Here is an 18,612-nt window from a genome sequence, read left to right as displayed (position 1 = left end):
ATTAAATTTAATCGAAGTTTTGCAGCTCCACCAGCTTGTTATACATTCCTTTCTTTGCGATAAGATCATGGTGTGTGCCTTGTTCTATAATCTTTCCTTTTTCCATCACTACAATCCAGTCGGCTTTCTGAATAGTTGAAAGACGGTGGGCAATGACAAGAGAAGTCCTGTTTTGCATCATTTTTTCCAGAGCATCCTGCACAAATCTTTCAGATTCTGTATCCAGCGCGGAAGTTGCTTCATCAAGAATCATAATCGGTGGATTTTTCAGTACCGCCCGGGCAATAGAAATCCTCTGTTTCTGTCCTCCTGAAAGTTTTCCTCCCGCTTCACCAATGCTGGTGTCGTATTGCTTGGGAAGATCCATGATAAAATCATGGGCATTGGCAATTTTTGCTGCCGCCTGAATTTCCTCTAGAGTAGCATCAGGCTTACCCAGAGAAATATTGTTGCGTATAGAATCGTTGAATAATATATTGTCCTGTGTTACAAGCCCGAATAATTTTCTGTAACTGGATAATTTTATATTGATGATGTTTTCTCCGTCAATAAGAACTTCACCTTCATTAACATCATAGAAACGGGTTATCAGATTTGCCAGTGTACTTTTTCCACTGCCGCTCTGTCCTACCAACGCTATCGTTTTACCTTTCGGAATGGATAATGAAAAATCCTTTAGGACTTCACGGTCTTCATATCCGAATGTAATATTTCTGAATTCTACATTTCTTTCAAAATCTTTAATTTCTTTAGCGTGATTCAGTTCTTTGATATGATAGTCCGCATCCAGAATTTCAAAAATTCTTTTGGCAGAAACTTCTCCTTTCTGAATATTGGAGATCGCTGAAGATAAAGCTTTCAAAGGCTGAAGAATCGTGTAAAATAAAGCAATGTAAGTAATGAATTCACTTCCGGATAATCCTTTTCCCTGAATGGCAAGCCTTCCTCCGAAGTAAACGATCATACCAATAGTAATAGCGCCCAGAAGTTCACTCACCGGCGAAGCGAGCGCTTTCTTTTTAAAAAGTTTTAAGGAGAGTCTTCTTATATTATTGAGAACGTCATCAAATCTTTTCTTAATCTGTGGTGAAGCATCAAAGATTTTAATAATCTTCAGTCCTACCAGTGTCTCATCAACAAAAGAATACATTTTTCCCAATTCGTTTTGGGCTTCTCCGGTATCTTTTTTCAGGCTTTTTCCAATCATTGAAATTAGCGTCCCCATAATCGGGAAAACCACAAGTGTAAAAATAGTAAGCTCAAAATTAGAATACAAAAGATACCCCATGGTAATGATGATTACGATAGGAGAACGGATAAGGTCAATTAAACTGTTCAGAATATTGCCTTCTACTTCACTTACATCAGAAGTTATCCTGGCAAAGACATCGCCTTTTCTGGAATTTGTAAAAAACGATACCGGTAAATCTAAAATTTTATCATGCAGTTTTATTCTGAAATCTCTGGAAACTCCGGTTCGTGAAAATGTGAGGTAAAACTCCGATAGGTAACTGAAAATATTTCTCAGGAAAAACATGGTGATAAACAGAATACAAGTGATAAGAAGGATGTATTCCGGTCCTTTCTCAATCTGCACCTGCTGGATCTGGTAATTGAAGCTTTCTTTTAAAAATGTTCCTGCCTTTGAAATTCCTTCATAAGTAGGTTGTCTGTTAATCTTTTCTGTTTCTTTATCAAAAAGGATATTCAGCACCGGCATGAAGAAAAGCATGGCAATAATATTGAACAGTGCGTATAAAATATTAAAGAAAATTCCGGCTGCAATTGATTTTTTATAGGGAAGTATGTTATCTATCGCTCGTTTATAATAACTCATTAAATTTTAGATTAATTTACAAAAATAAGGAAATTTAAATGATAAGACGTTTTTAAAGACCTTTTACTTTCTCTAATATGTTTTGCTGGCTCTGGTTTTGTTACAAATATTTTATGAAAAATAAAAAACCACAGATTTCTCTGTGGCTTCTGAAAGATTAAAACCGTACAGAATTATTGTATTTCGGACTGAAATTGTCTGGGGATAATTTTTCAAGCGTTTTTCCCAAATTATTGATGATCTCAGTGAGGTTATCAAAATCTACAACACTGATATCGTCGCTTTCGTTGTGGTAATGGCTGGCTTTTGTCATATCCACAGTGGAAAAAGAATGGGCAATGATCTTCTTTTTCACAAAACTTACATTATCCGAACGGTAAAACAGCTGCTGTGCAGCGTAAGGATCCGGATTAATTTTGAGTCCGTTTGCTGCGTTTTCATTGAAAAGCTCATCCAGATCAGAAAATTCATCACCGGTCATGAAAAGTGCATTTTTCCCGAATGCGGATTCTGTTGCCACCATTTCAAAATTGAAAAGAGCTGTCAGGTTATTATAAATTTTATCCAGATTTTTATCGGTTGAAATAGCTTTTGATCCCAGCATTCCTTTCTCTTCACCGTTAAAGGCCATGAAAACCATGGAGAATTTCGGGTCTTTATTCTTAAAATAGTCTGCAATTCCTACAAGTGTTGTGATTCCGCTAGCATCATCATCGGCTCCGTTATAAATATTGTCTTTGGAATTATTACTGGTTCCGATGTGATCAAAGTGCCCGGAAAAGCCTAAATATTTATCTGTTTTACCTTTTTTAATCCCGCAAACATTATACACCGTTTTGCCTTTGTAGTTGAAAGGTACAAGGTAAGAATTTCCCGTGCAGTACTCCAGATTGTTTTCTTTAAAAAGCTTTGCAATATAATTGGCTGCATTTTCATTTTCCTGGGTTCCGATTTCGCGTCCTTTCATTTCGTCTGAAGCCAGCGTTGAAAGGACGGTCTGAATCCTTTCTTTAGAAACTTCCTGAGCGAACGAAAATACCGAGAAAAGTGAAAAGGTAAGGTAAGTGAGTTTTTTCATGTAATACAATTTATAGATAATCTGTCGCAATTTAAATAAAAATGTTGCACATCACTATGCATTATTTGCATTGAAAAGCCGAAAAAATAAATCTGTGTACAAGGGACAATTAAATAAAAAAAAACAGCTCCTGTAAAAGAAGCTGTTCTCACTCAAAAAATCGTTGTACGGTTATCGAAGTCTGTCTACAGATTTTACGAGCCTTTCATCTTTTTTGATATATAGGTTTGCAATAAACAAACATATAATCGCAATTAATGGAAATATTGGCTCAATACCCTTCTCAGGAAACTGAATTCCTCCGGATAAGTTGAGTAACCAGTAAATCAATACACCAACCAACAAAGCGTTTATAATGATGCTGATGTTATTCAGCAAAATTTGTCTTTTTCTGTTTTTATAACTGAATACACTTAATAATCCAGTCAAAACAAGGACTACACACGCTGTATCCAGCACAGGCAGACTCTCTGAAATGATTACATCCTGACCTGTAATGAACAGGAACACAGCGGCTAAAACTGCCAGGAATGTCCATATTGTCTGTATCCTTTGTATCATTATAATTAAATTGCTTGCAAAAATAGCATAAATTTTGCACAATTCAAAAATAAGTGTAGATTTGCATTATACAAATGTACTTGAAAACCAAAGTCACCGGACTTACTTTTCTTACTCACAATTAATTACATTTTTTACATTAAATATGTTTAACATTGAAACGTTAAGGTCAAAATCCGTAACGGAGCTGACTAAAATCTTAAAGGATTTGGGCGTTAAAGTTGCAAGAAACAGCACTGACAATGACAAAATCTTTGCAATTCTTGACTTTCAGGCATCGAATCCCAAAGTGGCAAAAGAATATTTCAACGCCACAGAAAGCAGTATAACTGCTGAAGAGAAAGCCACGGAAAAACCTGCTAAAGCTCCTGCCAGAAAAGCTGCTCCGAAAAAAACAGCAGCCAAGCCTAAAACAGAGGCTAAAGCCGAAGAAGCCCCAAAGGCTGAAGAAAAAACAGAAACAGAAGAGAAACCTTTACAGGAGCCTATCCAGGAAGAGGTAAAAGCAGAACCGGCAGAAATAACAGAAGATACTTCAGCACCGGCTGCAAAGAAAAAAAGGAAAAGAGTTTCCACACCAAATGCACCTGTTACAGAAACACCACAGGAAAAACCGGAAGCCCACAAAAACACAGAATCTCCAGAACCTGCTCCGGCAGAAGAAAGGCCAAACAACCCTCAAACTCAGGCCAGATCCCAAAAAGGACAACACAACAACAATCCGCACAATAACGGAAATCAGAATAAAAACCAAAACCAGAACCATAATCAATACCATAATCAGAATAAGCAACAGCAGCAACAGCAGCAGCATTCTGAAAGGAATGATGAACACCCGGAACAAAAAAAGGAGTTCAGTTTCGATGGTATGGTAAGTATTGAAGGGGTACTGGAAATTTTACCGGATAATTACGGCTTCCTTCGTTCATCAGATTTTAGCTATATTTCTTCGCCGGATGATGTGTATGTTTCTACTGCCCAGATTAGGAATTTCGGATTAAAAACAGGAGATACTGTAAAAGGCATCGTAAGATTACCTAAAGAAGGCGAAAAATATTTTTCTTTATTAAGACCAACGGAAGTTAACGGACGTGATTTGGCGTTCATTAAAGACCGTGTTGCTTTTGAATATTTAACTCCGCTTTTCCCAGAAGAAAAATTTAATCTGGCAGGAAAAGGATCTACAATTTCTACAAGAGTTGTCGATTTGTTTGCGCCTATCGGGAAAGGACAAAGAGCCATGATTGTTGCCCAGCCGAAGACCGGTAAAACAATGCTTCTGAAAGATATCGCCAACTCTATTGCGGCAAACCATCCTGAAGTTTACATGATGGTACTTCTTATTGACGAAAGGCCTGAAGAGGTAACCGATATGGAAAGAAGTGTCAATGCGGAAGTTATTGCTTCAACCTTTGATGAAGCGGCAGAAAAGCACGTGAAAGTAGCCAACCTTGTTCTGGCAAAAGCTCAGAGAATGGTAGAATGTGGTCATGATGTTGTGATTCTGTTAGACTCCATTACAAGATTGGCAAGAGCATACAATACGGTAACACCGGCTTCAGGAAAAGTGCTTTCCGGAGGGGTGGATGCCAATGCGCTGCACAGACCGAAAAGATTTTTCGGAGCGGCAAGAAAAATTGAAGGCGGAGGATCTTTAACGATTATTGCAACGGCACTTATTGATACAGGGTCTAAAATGGATGAAGTGATCTTTGAAGAATTCAAAGGAACAGGAAATATGGAACTTCAGCTGGACAGAAAAATTGCCAACAGAAGAATTTATCCTGCTATTGATCTTGTAGCATCAAGCACCCGTAGAGATGATTTACTTCTTGATGAGGTAACCTCGCAGAGAATGTGGATTTTAAGAAAGTATCTTTCTGAAATGAATCCTATAGAAGCGATGGAATTTGTTGATAAAAATATCAAAGGAACTCTTAATAATGAAGAATTCCTGATGTCCATGAATAAATAATAAATTAATTTATTTTGTTAAATAGAAGCACGGATCACTTGATTCGTGCTTTTTTGTTTTTAATCATTTTATTAAACTTCTAACTTCTAACTTTTTACTATTGCAATTCATTCTAATCAATATATCAATGTTAAAGATTTATTAAAGTAATGCCTGTTTTTTGAATGTAGGCTTATTTATGGTTAAATTTGGGTTAATAACATTAAAAATAAAATTATGTCATTTGAATTACCAAAACTAGGATATGCTTACGACGCATTGGAGCCGACAATTGATGCAAAAACAATGGAAATCCACCATACCAAGCATCATCAGGCATATATCGATAATCTGAATAATGCAATTAAAGGAACTGATCTTGAAGGAAAATCAATCGAAGAAATCTGCCAGACAGGAACTGATAAGCCGGCTGTAAGAAATAACGGAGGAGGACATTTCAATCATACTTTATTCTGGGAAATTTTAACTCCGGGAGGAAGCAAAGAACCGGTAGGAAATGTAAAAGCTGCTATTGAAACATATGGTGGTTTTGAGAAATTCAAAACTGATTTCTCTGATGCTGCTAAAACAAGATTCGGTTCAGGATGGGCTTGGTTAGTAAAAAATGCTGACGGTTCTGTTTCTGTAACCTCAACCCCAAACCAGGATAATCCTTTAATGCCTGTTGCGGATGTAAAAGGAACTCCGGTGTTAGGTCTTGATGTTTGGGAGCATGCTTATTACTTAAACTATCAGAATAGAAGACCAGACTATGTAGCTGCATTTTTCGATGTAGTAAACTGGGATAAAGTGGAGGAATTATTCAACAAATAATTAAAACTATTCATAAAAAAAGAAAAGGTTCAGAGCAATTCTGAACCTTTTTTAATATCTAGTAGTATCACTTCCCGAGAGTCCGCTCATCCTCAATCCATATTTCCAATTAACATATGCAAAAACCTGATATAATTTATATTCAAATTTTATCCCGTAATTTTCCTTAGGATCATAATCTATAGAAGATTCTATAATGTTTCTGTATCGGCCTGAAAAATAATAAGAATTCCATTCGTTTACTAAAATTGTATTCTTCGTTTTGAGGTAAGATTCAGAATATTGACTGATAGGTTTTGCAACGGCACTCATGAAATAATCAAACTGGGTGTCAATTACTGTGAGATCCCATTCGCCATCGTCATTTTTAGATGGTTTCATTTCGGATTTCTCTTTATCTTTTTTAGACTTATCCTGAGCCAGACAATTAAATGGTAAAAGAATAATGATTATTAGGAATACTAAATTTTTCATACAGATAAAGGTACATAAAAAAAGCACTCGAAATGAGTGCTCTAGATTTATGGTTCTTTCTGGAGAACTACAAATGCCGGAAAGTGGTCACTGTATCCTCCTGTAAACTGATCGCCATTCCAGGACCTGAAGGGATATCCTTTATAGTTTCCTTCTTTGTTCACCAGATAAGGAGGCGCGAAAATTTCTGCCTTATAAACCGAATATTCTTTTGTCACCTGATCTGAGATTACATTTTTAGAAACAATAATCTGGTCAAATAAATTGGGAGCATCCTGATAAGCCAAAGAAGCAACTCCTTTTTTGTACAAAGGATACATTAAATTAAGATACGGTGTGGTTTCACTAAGATCTTTCGGGCTTGGCTGAGCTTTCAGATAATTCTTTAGGCTTGAACTTACCGGATCATCGTTAAAGTCACCCATCGCAAAAAGTTTTGTAGATGGATCCGCAGCTCTTACACTGTCCATTTGCTGTTTCAATAAAGCTGCTGCGGCATTCCTTTTAGGAAGTGAAGCTGCTTCGCCTCCCCTTCTGGAAGGCCAGTGGTTCATGAAAAATGCCACCTTTTCGTTGTCAAGGAAACCGGTAACCACAAGGATATCTCTTGTATATTCCCTTTTTCCGTTGTCACCGAAGATTTTCAATTCTTTTTTCAATGAATTGGTGGGCGTAAATCTTCTCTTCTGATAAATAAGCGCGACGTCGATTCCTCTGTAATCATAGGAATTATAATGGATGATGCCGTAATCGTATTTCTTTAAGGCTGGTTCTTTTATAAGATCTTCAATCACCTGCCTGTTTTCAACCTCAATAAGTCCGACTACCGCGGGAGCAGTCTTTGTATATTGAGCACCCATTTCTGAGATCACCTTTGCTTCGTTGGCAAGTTTTGCCTTATAAATTTTGGTGTTGTAATTTTTGGGGCTTTGTGGCGTAAATTCTTCAGAGCCGCTTTGGTATCTTACTGCTTTTTTACCCGCTAATGCACCGTCACTCCATACGCCGTCATATTTTTCGGCTTCTAAAAATTTGATGGAATCCATCGGAATACTTCTGTGGAACGCCGGATTCTTGATGTCTTTTGTTCCGTCGATATAATCTGCCGAACGTATAGTGTCCCAAAGGTTTTCTACATTCAGAAATCCTACTGTTGCTACCTTTCTCAGTTTTCCCTGTTGCTGAGAGAATGCCATCACTGATAGAAAGATGGCCAGGAAACTCGAAAATCTCTTCATTATCTTAGAGTTATTATTAATATTAATTTAATCTGCAAATTTACTTTTTTTTAATTGATGGCATTTTAAATATTTGTAAATTTAAAATGTGAAGGTTGCATTTTTACTTATAATGATTCTTAAAAGTTTGCAATGTTAAGAAAAAATAACCTGAAAAACATTGTAGATTATAAATTTTGACTAAATTTGCCTCCCCAACTTTTAAACTGTTGAGAATTAACAAGAAAAGTATTTAAAAATAAATATACTCATGATTAAAAAACTATCATTAGTCTCTTTATTTACTCTGCTTCCAGCTTCATATTATTTTGCGCAGACCACTGTTTCTGCGTATCTGAAAGATGCTGATGGAAAGCCTGTTGAAAGGGCAGAAGTAGATCTAAAAGGGAAGGACAATGATGTAACGGCGGACAAAATAGGATATTTCCAGTTTGTAGACATTATGCCGGGACATTACCAGATTGTAATTACCAAACCGAATTATGAAACCAAAGTAATGGAGTTTGATGTAATGGACAATGAGAAGAAAAAGGATTTAGGAGTAATTACCCTTTATTCTACGCTAACAAACGCGGATCAGGGTTTAGCAATCATTGACAGTGATGACGAGAGCGATGAAAACAGCAATCAGGTTTCTACAGTAGGCTTGCTGCAGTCTTCACAGGATGTATTCAACAGGATTGCGGCGTTTGATTTAGGGTTTTACTGGTTCCGTCCGAGAGGTATTGATGGCAGAACAGGTGAAACAATGATGAATGGCGTGTCCATGGTAAAATCAGATAATGGTAATGTGGACTTCAGTAACTGGGGCGGACTTAATGAAATCACCCGATATCCCGAAATCGCAACCAACCATTCTCCGTCAGAATATGCATTCGGTGGCAATAGTGGGGTTATTTATAAAAATACGAAAGCCAGTGAATACAGAAAAGGGTTTCAGTTTACTCAATCGTTAACCAACAGAAACTACAGAAACAGAACTTCCCTGCGATACAGCTCAGGAATGAGCAAGAGCGGTTGGGCGTTCACTTTGATGGGCGCAAGAAGATGGGCTGAAGAAGGAATTCAGGAAGGAACGTTCTATGATGCCTACGGAACCTATCTTGGTGTTGAAAAAAGATTCAGTGATAAACATACGATGACTTTCAATTTCATCGGTTCTCCATACAGAAGATCTACTGCTAGTCCGAGTACTCAGGAAGTGTATGACTACAGAGGTGTGCACTACAATTCTTACTGGGGATGGCAGGATGGAGAAAAGAGAAGTGAAAGAGTAAGAAAAGGCTTCCAGCCGATCTTTCAGGTACAGGATTTCTGGAAGATCAATAAAAACTCAAATCTCTGGACTACTGTTTCTTATCAGCTTGGTAAAGACAGGGGTTCCCGATTAGACTGGAATGGTGTAACCAATCCGTCTCCTACGTACTACAGGAATTTACCGAGTTATTATCTCAACAGCATTATTTATAACGCAACAAATAATCCGCAATTCACACCTGCTCAATTTACATCTTTAATTGATGGATATAATACAAGCTTAAACAGCTGGGCAAACGGAGATCCGGAAGTTACGCAGATTAACTGGGACAGAATTTACAGAAACAATATGAAGACTGATGTTGTAGATCAGGCTGAAATGTCCCGACTTTACGGATTAAACGGAAAACGCTCGAAAATATATCTGGTTGATGATGTAAGCGACGATAAAATATTTAATGCAGGAACGCATTATACTTATAATTTTAATGATCGTACCAAGTTTATTTTAAACGTTTCTTATCAGAATTACCGATCTGAGCTTTACCGTGAAATGAAAGATCTTTTGGGCGGAGATTATGCGATCAATGTAGACCCTTTCAAAGAAACCACAAAACCTGGATCTACCGGATTCTACAATACCCTGGACTCCAATGTTGAAGTAAAGGTGGGAGATCGTATGATGTACAACTATATTCTCAGAAGACAGGAAGCAAAAGTAAATCCGGGTCTGAAATTTTCAACTGGGAATTTTGATGTTTTCGTTTCTGCGTTGGCGGGTTACTCTTCTTCAAGCAGAGAAGGATTGTTCAAACATTATTTATATGAAAATTCTTACGGGAAAAGTAAAGATTATAACTTCTGGAATTTTGGTCTGAAAGGACAGGTTGTTTACCGAATCAATGGTAGAAACTTCCTGGTGTATAACGGAGCAATGTTCAATCAGGCGCCGTTCCTTGAAGATTTGTTTATTAATCCGAGAATTAATGCTCTGGTAAATCCTACCATCAGAAGTACGGTGTATACGGCAAATGATTTAAGCTATGTGGTAAGTACCCCTTTTGTGAAAGTAAGAGCTACAGCTTATTTGGTTGATACCCAAAATGAGACGAATGTACAGCGATTTTTTGCTGATGGTATTCAGCTGAATAACACGAATCCGGACGGAACCGTTTCTCAGGTTCAGAGTGCTTTTGTAACGCAGGTAATGTCTAATGTTGAGAAAAGAAACATGGGTGCCGAATTGGGTGTTGATGTTAAAGTATTACCAACATTATCCTTGCAGGGTCTGGCCAGCTACGGACAGTTTGTATACAGAAACAATCCGGATGTATATCTTGTTTCCGATGCTTCTGGAAGCAGTGTTACTTCATTCGGGAAAGCTTACATTAAAAACTACAAGCAGGGAGGTACTCCTCAGCAGGCTTTCTCTTTAGGCTTCCGTTATAATAGCCCGAAATATTGGTGGGTAGGTGCCAACTGGAATTATCTGGATGATAATTACCTGGATCCGGCTCCGGCATTAAGAACAAATAATTTTATTCAGAATGCTTATTCAAGTACTCCATATCTCGGTCTTACGAATGATGATGTAAGAGATTTGCTGAAACCGGTAAAACTTCCTTCCGCATTTTTCTTAAATGCCAATGTCGGAAAATCTTTCGTTTTCGGAAAGTATTATCTTTTAATCACAGCATCTGTTAATAATATTTTAGATAATAAAAAATACATCACTGGAGGCTTTGAGCAGACAAGAGAAACTAAAGCTGTTGATTTTGCCACAGATTATCTTAGCCCGACGCCTTCTTTCGGACCAAAATACTGGTACAATCAGGGACGTTCCTATTTTGTTAACTTACAATTCAGATTCTAATAAAAAATAAAACAATTATGAATAATATCACTAATTTTTTAAAAACGGCATTTCTGACAGTAGGAGTATTGTCTGCAGTGTCCTCTTGCGTGAAGAACGACGAGTGGGAAACACCACCTATCGAGTGTTCAAATAAGTTTCCGGAGCCTACTATTGCAATGGCTGACTTCGTTGCCCAAACTCCTTCTACAGGATATAAATTAATTACTACGGATCAAATTTTCGACGGTTATATTGTGTCATCTGATGAGCAGGGAAATTTCTATAAAACCATTTCTTTTCAGGACAAGACATCAGATCCTACTGTGGGTCTGCAGATTGAAGTGGATAAGGCAAGTAATTTTGCTGATTTTCCGGTAGGAGCACACATCAGAATTAATGCAAAAGGGTTGCGTCTTGGTTTAGATAGAGGAACTGTTAAATTAGGTTCTGAAGATCCTGTTTATGCTATCGGAAGAGTTCCTCAGGCTCTTGTAGGAAGATATATGTCAGGAGTTTGTAACGGAAACGGATTGGATATCCAGACTATTGTTCCTAAGCAGCTTTCTTCTTTGGCTGAGGCTAAAAATCCCGCTTTAATCAACACTCTGGTTACAGTACCGGATGTTCAGTTTAATATTGCTGAAATTTATCCTACTGTAAAAAAATATATCGATTATGATGCTGGAGGACAGGGATTGGATACAGACAGAAACATCGAAGATAAATTAGGAAATTCTGCAGTGATCAGAAATTCGGGCTTCTTTAAAACGGGAGGAGAGCTTCTTCCTACAGGAAACGGAAACATCACTTTTGTCGTAAGCCGTTATAATTCAACCTGGCAGATGCTTATCAGAAGTATTTCGGATATTAAATTTACAGGAACAAGAGTAGATGCTACACCGCCAAAAGGGGGTACGGCTATCACCTATTCAGGATCTTTCCTTGAAAATTTTGAAAGCTATCCTACTAATCCTACCAATCTTGAAGTATATCCTAAATATGTAAACGATCCTGTTTTAGGAAACAGATACTGGCAGCTGAAAACTTTCAGTAACAATAAATATATTCAGCTTGGTGCAAATTCAGGTTCAGGACCATATGTAACATATTTTGCGGTGCCTGTTGATTTTACGGCTGCAAATAATTTAAAGTTTGATGTCAACGTAGGATTCTTCAACGGGAATGCTTTAAAAGTATATTACACTACCAACTATACTCCGCTGGGAGATATTACACAGGCTACCAAAACAGATATTACTTCTGCATTTACCATTCCTGTGCTTCCTACAAGCGGATACGGAACATTAGCTCCGGCAGGAACCTATACGTTCCCAACTACTTTAACAGGTAACGGATTTATCTTATTTGAATATTCAGGAAACGGAAGTGGTGTCACTACGACCATTCAGCTGGATAATATTCAGGTTCAGTAAGATTTTAAAATTTAAATATTTAAAGACTGTCCAAAAGACAGTCTTTTTTATTTCAGTGAATTTTTAAATTCATTGTAAGAATCTCAAATATGACTTATTTAACTGTAATCGTTGGATCCCAGTAATAATAACCAAATAATATCTGATTATTACTATTATTTGGGTCTAGTTGATAGAGTGCAAATTGTACATAGAAATTCTCAGTTCCGGTGCTTCTTACTTTAGAATCGAAGCTTGAGAATGTAATATTGGCAGTATTTGCGGGCAGTCCGTTTGCCGAATTATAATTAGGAACTACGGCCTGTTGTCTTGTTACAGCATCATATACAAAGGTGTTAAAGACCTGATCGCCGGACCAGTATTTAATATTGTATATAATTACTGCATCATCTGAATTTTGTGATATTGAAGTGCTCCTGAAAGACACTTCATCTCCTGCCTTTGCACTGAAATTTAAATCTGCTGTACCCTGTCCCGAAATTGCATTTGTGTTTGATACAATCATATGCTGACTGTTGTGATCAATTCCTGTCGGGTTATTTGGATCCTGACTTGGATTGGGGTAATTTGACTTTACATAGTCGGTGTCAATAACTACCAAGATGTCAATCTCTTGGCTCGATGAGTTTAATTCTAAGTCCATTGTATTAATTTTGTTTTTGGTTTTCCTACTCGTTTGGCTTTTCGGAAATCGCCTCGTTATTTATAGTGGTTTCTGATCTCCACTTTGGTTTTGTAATATTACATAGCAAATTTATATGTTTGGAAATGAGAAAGATAGAGTATAAATGCTGAAATTTCATAATGGGTATTTTTACGCAATAAATCCCTTAATGATGATATTTTAAGTAATTAAAATTAAATGAAAAATAAAAGCCACTGCATCTGCAGTGGCCATATTAATATTATGTTTTTAAATTAAAAGGAAACCTCATTCACTTCTTTTCCCCGCTGGAAATTCATGGTCCTCTGATTTCCTTTATAAGCGATATTTACTAGGTTAATCTGCTTAGGAAAAGCACTGAGGAGTATGGTATTTTTAATTCTTAAGGTATTAATATCTGAAACGCCCCCCGTTTCAAAGTATACCCATACTGTTTCTCCACTTACCTGGCTTCCTGTGAACGTTATTGTTTTAGGAGAGCCATTGACATACACATCAAAATTATTGTTTACATATTTTTTTACTTCTGCTTCAAATGCTGCCGTATTAGGGTTTATTTTAATAGCGTCTGAAATATGGTTTGTATTCATTTTTGTGGTGAACTTCAAGGTTTTGCTTCCCTCGATATAGTCCACTTTTGTCATTGAAGAGAAAAAGTCTACATTCATGAAACTCATTAACACAAAAAGTGTTAATATTCCTGATATATAAAAATAATTTTTCATCTTAGATAATAGCTTTACAATCATGATTGTTTATTAAAAGTGACAAATAATATGCCAATTAAAAGTTCACATTTACAGAATATTTGTCATAAAATGCCTTAATATGTGCTACTGCTTCATCGGCTGTATCTACCACACGGTAAAGATCAAGATCTGCTTCATTAATCATTTTTTCTTTCAGTAACGTGGCTTTAAACCAGTCCAGCAAACCACTCCAGAAGTCAGATCCCACCAAAACAATCGGGAATTTTCCGATCTTATTGGTCTGAATCAATGTTAATGCTTCCGTAAGCTCATCCAGCGTGCCGAATCCTCCGGGCATCACTACAAAACCCTGTGAATATTTCACGAACATCACTTTTCTCACAAAGAAATAATCGAAGTTCATGGAATATAATTTATTAATATAAGGATTAAAATGCTGTTCAAAAGGAAGATCGATATTAAGTCCGATAGATTTGCCCTCTACATTGAAAGCGCCCTTATTTCCTGCTTCCATAATGCCGGGTCCGCCACCGGTAATAATTCCGAAACCTAGCTTTGTGATTTTTTCTGCAATTTCCACCGCCATTTTATAATATTTGCTCTGCGGTTTTAATCTTGCCGATCCGAAAATAGAAACGCACGGACCAATTTTGGCCAGTTTCTCATAGCCATCAACAAATTCAGCCATTACCTTAAAGACCATCCAGCTGTCTTTGGTGATGGTTTCATCCCACGTTTTCTGTCGAAGACTGTTCTGAAGTTTTACGTCATTACTGTCAAGTTCAGGATTTACCAAACTCTCATCTCTGGTTCCTTCAATTCCCATTTCAACTTATTTAAAATATTTTTCGGCTCGTTTTATAGATTCCGGCTTTCCTACATCTATCAATATGCTTTCATGTACAAATCCATGAATTTGTTCCATCTGCATAAGGTCAAGATATTCTTCCATCACGGAAAACTTGCCCGTTCTTTTTATTTTGTCAAACATCAGAGGGTTAATACAGTGAATTCCGCTAAAAGCCAATGCTCTGAAGCCTTTATTGAATTCTGCAAGCCTTTGCTCACCGGTCTGTACATTAAGCCAGCCTCTTAAAATCATCTCATCATTGAAAAGCAGTTTTCTGGAGCTTTCCCTGTCCGAAACGGCTAATGTAGCAAAATCTTTTATCTTTTTATGATATTCTACAAATTGTGTGATATTCATATCGGTAAGAATATCAGCATTCATAATAAGAAAATCTTCCCCATGATCGAGGAATTTTCTAGCAAAAATTAAGCCGCCTCCTGTTTCCAGCAACTCTTCAGACTCATCTGAAATTTCAATTTTACACCCGAAATTGTCATTCCGGTTTAAAAAATCAATTATTTGATTTCCAAAATGATGAATGTTTATGACGAAATCATTTATCCCGAAATTTTTTAAATATTTAATATTTCTTTCCAAAAGCGGAATATCATTCACTTTCGCCAATGCTTTCGGATGATGATCAGTGAATGGTTTCAACCGGGTTCCTTTTCCTGCCGCAAAAATTAGAGCCTTCATATTTTATGAGTAATGAGTAATTGGTAATGAGTAATAAAATAGTTAACAATAAATAATAAAATATCAACGAATTTAAAAATATTACTTATTGCACATTACTCATTACTTATGATTAAGTTGATGCTGCTCATCGTGATGCAGGCTTATTTCCACTTTATCAGCATATTTTTCTTCAATGAAATGAGCTATCTTTATGGCGGAATATACGGACCTGTGCTGTCCTCCGGTGCACCCGAAATTGATCTGCAGGTTCTCAAATCCTCTTTCCAGGTAATTGTCTATGTTGATGGAAATAAGACTCTTGATAAGGTCTAAAAATTTAGGCATATCGGTTTTTGTTTCGAGAAATTCCTGAACACCGATATCGTTGCCGGTCTGGATTTTATATTCTTCAATTCTTCCGGGATTCAGAATACCACGGCAGTCGAAGGTAAAACCACCTCCGTTACCTGTTGTATCTTTCGGAATTCCTCCTTTTTTGTAGGAGAAACTGTGTATGTCAATGTGTAGCATTTTATTTTTTAATTTATTTTAATTAACCATTAACTTCTTAAAAACTTTAATGGTTCAAGATATCCTTAATTTTTAAACTTGTTTTTGGCAAGCGTAATTGTTCAATCACTTTTTTAAGTTCAGGGTACTCTTTCATATTCTCCCAACTGTCTGCAAATGTTGTAATATTTTCAATTCCTTTTTCGATGCTTGCAATGAAATGAGATTTTCTTTGGATCAAACCTCTGAAGCCGTAAGCTCCGAGTACCTGCATAAATCGCATCATCTGGAGTGGTTTTATGGATCGTTTTAAATCCTGTTTTGTAGTTTCACTCTCAAATTGATGGATGTAAGAATTAAGCATCTCATTTTTAAAGTCTTCCGGAAAATTGGCTTTTGCCTGAAACAAAAATGAGATTACATCATACATGAAAGGTCCTTTCATAGCAGATTGATAATCAATGAATGAAACCACATTCCGCTCATTTACCATAATATTTCTGGACTGAAAATCGCGGATCATCAAGCCCTTGGGCTCAAGATTCTCTATCAATACAGCTATTTTTTTAAATTCTTTGAGCAAGGCAGATTTGTGATATTCCAGTTCGAGAACATCGGCCACAAAATTTTTAAAATAATAAAGATCATGAATTACAGGAAGTTCATCATAGCTTTCGTATTCAAAGGCTTTTGTAAAATTGATTTTATCCTGCGTGAGTATCTGCAGCTGATAAAGCTGTTCCAATGTCTGCCGAACTAAGTTTTTTACATTTTCAGATAATCCTTCTTTTGTGATAATATCGGAAAGGGTATTTTCTCCAAGGTATTCCTGGATATACATTTTTCGGTCTTCAGAAACAGCAAAAATCGCAGGTGTATTGAGCTTTAAATCAGAAAATATTTTCGAGTAATACAGAAAACTTTCATTTTCCATAATATTTTCATTGTAAGTAATTATAAACTTTCTATCGGCTTTAGCGAAAAAATTTACTCTCGAAGAGCCGCTTTGAGCTAACGTGATAAACTCAGAAGACTTTTTTCCTGTAATATTTTCAAAAAACCGTTTTGCGTTCTCAACATTCATAGGCAAAACAAATATAGTAAATTACAGTCTAATTTCTATCTTTGTTACATGTTAAAGGATTTTAAACCGGTGTTAAACATTTTGTTACGCTTCGTTATTGTATACGTGGTGTTACTCCTTGCTTACCAATATTACCTGAACAGTTTCCGCTATGGAGGTCTGGATCCTTTCTCTCGTCTCATTACGGAACAGGTAAAGGATGTTCAGAATTATCTTGGGTATCCTACTCAGCTTTATGATGATGTAAAGGGAGAGCAGGTATATTTTTATGTAAGAAATTTTTATCCGACCCGAATGGTGGAAGGATGTAATGCGATATCGGTAATGATCCTTTTTGTTGCATTTGTAATAGCCTTTTATAAAGGTTTTAAAACTTTTATTTTTATATTGGCGGGACTTGTTTTACTTTATATAATGAACCTTTTCAGAATTGTGGGATTAAATATTGTAATGACCGATCATAAGGAGTATGGTAAAGTTTTTCATGATTTTATTTTTCCTGCCGTAATCTATGGAACTGTTGTGCTTCTGTGGCTGGTCTGGATAAAATTCTTTGCTTTAAAAAATGAAAATTCTTAGCTGGTTTATTGTTATTTTAGGCATTTTCGGTCTTATTGCCGTACGTGTTTTCGAGGATAGGCTTTTTTATGATCCTTTTCTTGATTATTTTCATGAAGCAAATAAAAACCAGCATTTTCCGGATTTTGTATGGGGGAAGCTGATGGCCGGTCACCTGTTCAGGTTTTTTCTGAATCTTTTTTTCTCCTGTTTAATCATTCATTTCTGGTTCAACAATAAGCGATGGACTATACAGGGAGCTCTTTTAATGGTCATTGTCTTTGCCATTACTTTTCCAATCTACCTGTATTGCATTTCTGACCGGTTTGAGGTGGGTTACCTCTTTTCTTTTTATATGAGAAGGTTTGTGATCCAGCCTTTGATTCTATTGCTGATCATTCCTCTGTTCTATTATCGCCGGTATACGTTTGAAAATAATACTTAGGCGTTTAAGATATATTTAGATATACCTAAGATGTATAAATATATATATAATACATGTATGGTACTATATAAAGCGTATAGCTGGATATTTAAGATGTATTTTTATATATGTAACATGTATACGGATATATCTAAGACGTAAAAATATAGGTCTAAGACGTAGAAATATATATCTTAGGTAGATTTACGAACACAATAACTTAAAAAAATACTATGATGATTAACAGAAAGTACCTGCAGAAAAGCCAACATCCCCATCCTCATATCGGGCAGTTAATAAAAAGGGTAATGCGGGAAAAGAAAATTACCCAGGCTGAGGTAGCCAGACGCATGGCACTCACTCCTTCTTCCATTGCCAAATATTTCCGTCAGCCCTCTCTCCAGTTCGGTATCCTGTGGAACCTCAGTATGGCAATAGGATATGATTTTCTGACAGCGCTTACCGATTACTATCCTCCGTCTTTACCTCTCAACGAGGATGCTAAGATTGTAAAAGAACTTGCTGAAAAAGAACAAAGAATAGCAGATATGGAAAAAGAGATTGCAATTTATAAAGCTGCTTTAGGAATAAAAGCGTAAGCTTTTGCCACGGA

General features: G+C 36.5%; 18 protein-coding genes. 7 read left to right on the top strand and 11 right to left on the bottom strand.

What is annotated here, in order from left to right:
- Window positions 1-7 precede the first annotated feature (7 nt).
- The 3 genes from ODE14_RS13165 to ODE14_RS13155 form a co-directional block, all read right to left on the bottom strand.
- Complete coding sequence (locus ODE14_RS13165; protein ID WP_248389734.1) at window positions 8-1,837, bottom strand: ABC transporter ATP-binding protein; 1,830 nt, start codon at window positions 1,835-1,837, stop codon at window positions 8-10.
- 157 nt (window positions 1,838-1,994) lie between these two features.
- Complete coding sequence (locus ODE14_RS13160) at window positions 1,995-2,915, bottom strand: M28 family peptidase (RefSeq protein WP_263601757.1); 921 nt, start codon at window positions 2,913-2,915, stop codon at window positions 1,995-1,997.
- 171 nt (window positions 2,916-3,086) lie between these two features.
- Entirely contained in the window at window positions 3,087-3,476 is a 390-nt protein-coding gene (locus tag ODE14_RS13155) for a DUF4293 family protein (protein ID WP_248389740.1), read from the bottom strand.
- Window positions 3,477-3,621: 145 nt separating this feature from the next.
- Between ODE14_RS13155 and rho the strand changes: the two genes are divergently transcribed.
- Both rho and ODE14_RS13145 read left to right on the top strand, forming a co-directional pair.
- Window positions 3,622-5,451, top strand: coding sequence for a transcription termination factor Rho (gene rho / locus ODE14_RS13150; RefSeq protein ID WP_263601756.1), 1,830 nt, complete (start codon window positions 3,622-3,624; stop codon window positions 5,449-5,451).
- 216 nt (window positions 5,452-5,667) lie between these two features.
- Window positions 5,668-6,264 (top strand): superoxide dismutase, encoded by a 597-nt coding sequence (locus ODE14_RS13145; RefSeq protein ID WP_248389745.1) that lies wholly within the window; start codon window positions 5,668-5,670, stop codon window positions 6,262-6,264.
- A gap of 51 nt (window positions 6,265-6,315) precedes the next feature.
- Here ODE14_RS13145 and ODE14_RS13140 read toward each other — a convergent pair whose 3' ends face one another.
- Both ODE14_RS13140 and ODE14_RS13135 read right to left on the bottom strand, forming a co-directional pair.
- Entirely contained in the window at window positions 6,316-6,738 is a 423-nt protein-coding gene (locus ODE14_RS13140) for a DUF6146 family protein (RefSeq protein ID WP_248389748.1), read from the bottom strand.
- Between the two features lie 47 nt (window positions 6,739-6,785).
- Complete coding sequence (locus tag ODE14_RS13135) at window positions 6,786-7,976, bottom strand: endonuclease (protein ID WP_263601755.1); 1,191 nt, start codon at window positions 7,974-7,976, stop codon at window positions 6,786-6,788.
- Between the two features lie 250 nt (window positions 7,977-8,226).
- Here ODE14_RS13135 and ODE14_RS13130 point away from each other — a divergent pair, with 250 nt between their 5' ends.
- Together ODE14_RS13130 and ODE14_RS13125 are read left to right on the top strand one after the other, a co-directional pair.
- A complete protein-coding gene (locus ODE14_RS13130; RefSeq protein WP_263601754.1) occupies window positions 8,227-11,106 on the top strand; it encodes a carboxypeptidase-like regulatory domain-containing protein in 2,880 nt (959 codons plus the stop codon).
- Window positions 11,107-11,123: 17 nt separating this feature from the next.
- The gene (locus ODE14_RS13125; RefSeq protein ID WP_248389766.1) at window positions 11,124-12,521 is read left to right on the top strand and encodes a DUF5689 domain-containing protein; all 1,398 of its coding nucleotides are present in this window, start codon (window positions 11,124-11,126) and stop codon (window positions 12,519-12,521) included.
- 94 nt (window positions 12,522-12,615) lie between these two features.
- Here ODE14_RS13125 and ODE14_RS13120 read toward each other — a convergent pair whose 3' ends face one another.
- The 6 genes from ODE14_RS13120 to ODE14_RS13095 all read right to left on the bottom strand — a co-directional run bounded on the left by ODE14_RS13120 (window position 12,616) and on the right by ODE14_RS13095 (window position 17,017).
- Complete coding sequence (locus ODE14_RS13120) at window positions 12,616-13,164, bottom strand: inclusion body family protein (RefSeq protein ID WP_248389768.1); 549 nt, start codon at window positions 13,162-13,164, stop codon at window positions 12,616-12,618.
- A 275-nt stretch (window positions 13,165-13,439) separates the two neighbouring features.
- Window positions 13,440-13,934 (bottom strand): DUF6702 family protein, encoded by a 495-nt coding sequence (locus ODE14_RS13115; protein WP_248389772.1) that lies wholly within the window; start codon window positions 13,932-13,934, stop codon window positions 13,440-13,442.
- A gap of 34 nt (window positions 13,935-13,968) precedes the next feature.
- Window positions 13,969-14,721, bottom strand: a complete 753-nt coding sequence (locus tag ODE14_RS13110; RefSeq protein WP_248389775.1) for a TIGR00730 family Rossman fold protein — start codon at window positions 14,719-14,721, stop codon at window positions 13,969-13,971.
- A 6-nt stretch (window positions 14,722-14,727) separates the two neighbouring features.
- Window positions 14,728-15,441, bottom strand: a complete 714-nt coding sequence (locus ODE14_RS13105) for a nucleotidyltransferase family protein (protein ID WP_263601753.1) — start codon at window positions 15,439-15,441, stop codon at window positions 14,728-14,730.
- A gap of 102 nt (window positions 15,442-15,543) precedes the next feature.
- Window positions 15,544-15,954 (bottom strand): RNase adapter RapZ, encoded by a 411-nt coding sequence (locus ODE14_RS13100; RefSeq protein WP_263601752.1) that lies wholly within the window; start codon window positions 15,952-15,954, stop codon window positions 15,544-15,546.
- 46 nt (window positions 15,955-16,000) lie between these two features.
- On the bottom strand, window positions 16,001-17,017 hold the full coding sequence (locus ODE14_RS13095; protein WP_263601751.1) for an aminoglycoside phosphotransferase family protein: 1,017 nt from the start codon (window positions 17,015-17,017) through the stop codon (window positions 16,001-16,003).
- A 48-nt stretch (window positions 17,018-17,065) separates the two neighbouring features.
- Here ODE14_RS13095 and xrtF point away from each other — a divergent pair, with 48 nt between their 5' ends.
- The 3 genes from xrtF to ODE14_RS13080 all read left to right on the top strand — a co-directional run bounded on the left by xrtF (window position 17,066) and on the right by ODE14_RS13080 (window position 18,598).
- The gene (gene xrtF, locus ODE14_RS13090) at window positions 17,066-17,596 is read left to right on the top strand and encodes an exosortase family protein XrtF (protein ID WP_263601750.1); all 531 of its coding nucleotides are present in this window, start codon (window positions 17,066-17,068) and stop codon (window positions 17,594-17,596) included.
- Window positions 17,583-18,020 (top strand): exosortase F system-associated membrane protein, encoded by a 438-nt coding sequence (locus ODE14_RS13085; RefSeq protein ID WP_263601749.1) that lies wholly within the window; start codon window positions 17,583-17,585, stop codon window positions 18,018-18,020. Before xrtF ends, ODE14_RS13085 begins: the two co-directional genes overlap by 14 nt.
- A gap of 212 nt (window positions 18,021-18,232) precedes the next feature.
- Complete coding sequence (locus ODE14_RS13080; RefSeq protein WP_248389792.1) at window positions 18,233-18,598, top strand: helix-turn-helix domain-containing protein; 366 nt, start codon at window positions 18,233-18,235, stop codon at window positions 18,596-18,598.
- The last annotated feature ends 14 nt before the right edge of the window (window positions 18,599-18,612 follow it).

This window comes from Chryseobacterium sp. PET-29 (assembly GCF_025736815.1).
GTDB lineage: Bacteria > Bacteroidota > Bacteroidia > Flavobacteriales > Weeksellaceae > Chryseobacterium > Chryseobacterium nepalense.
This window is presented reverse-complemented; position numbering and strand designations above follow the sequence as displayed.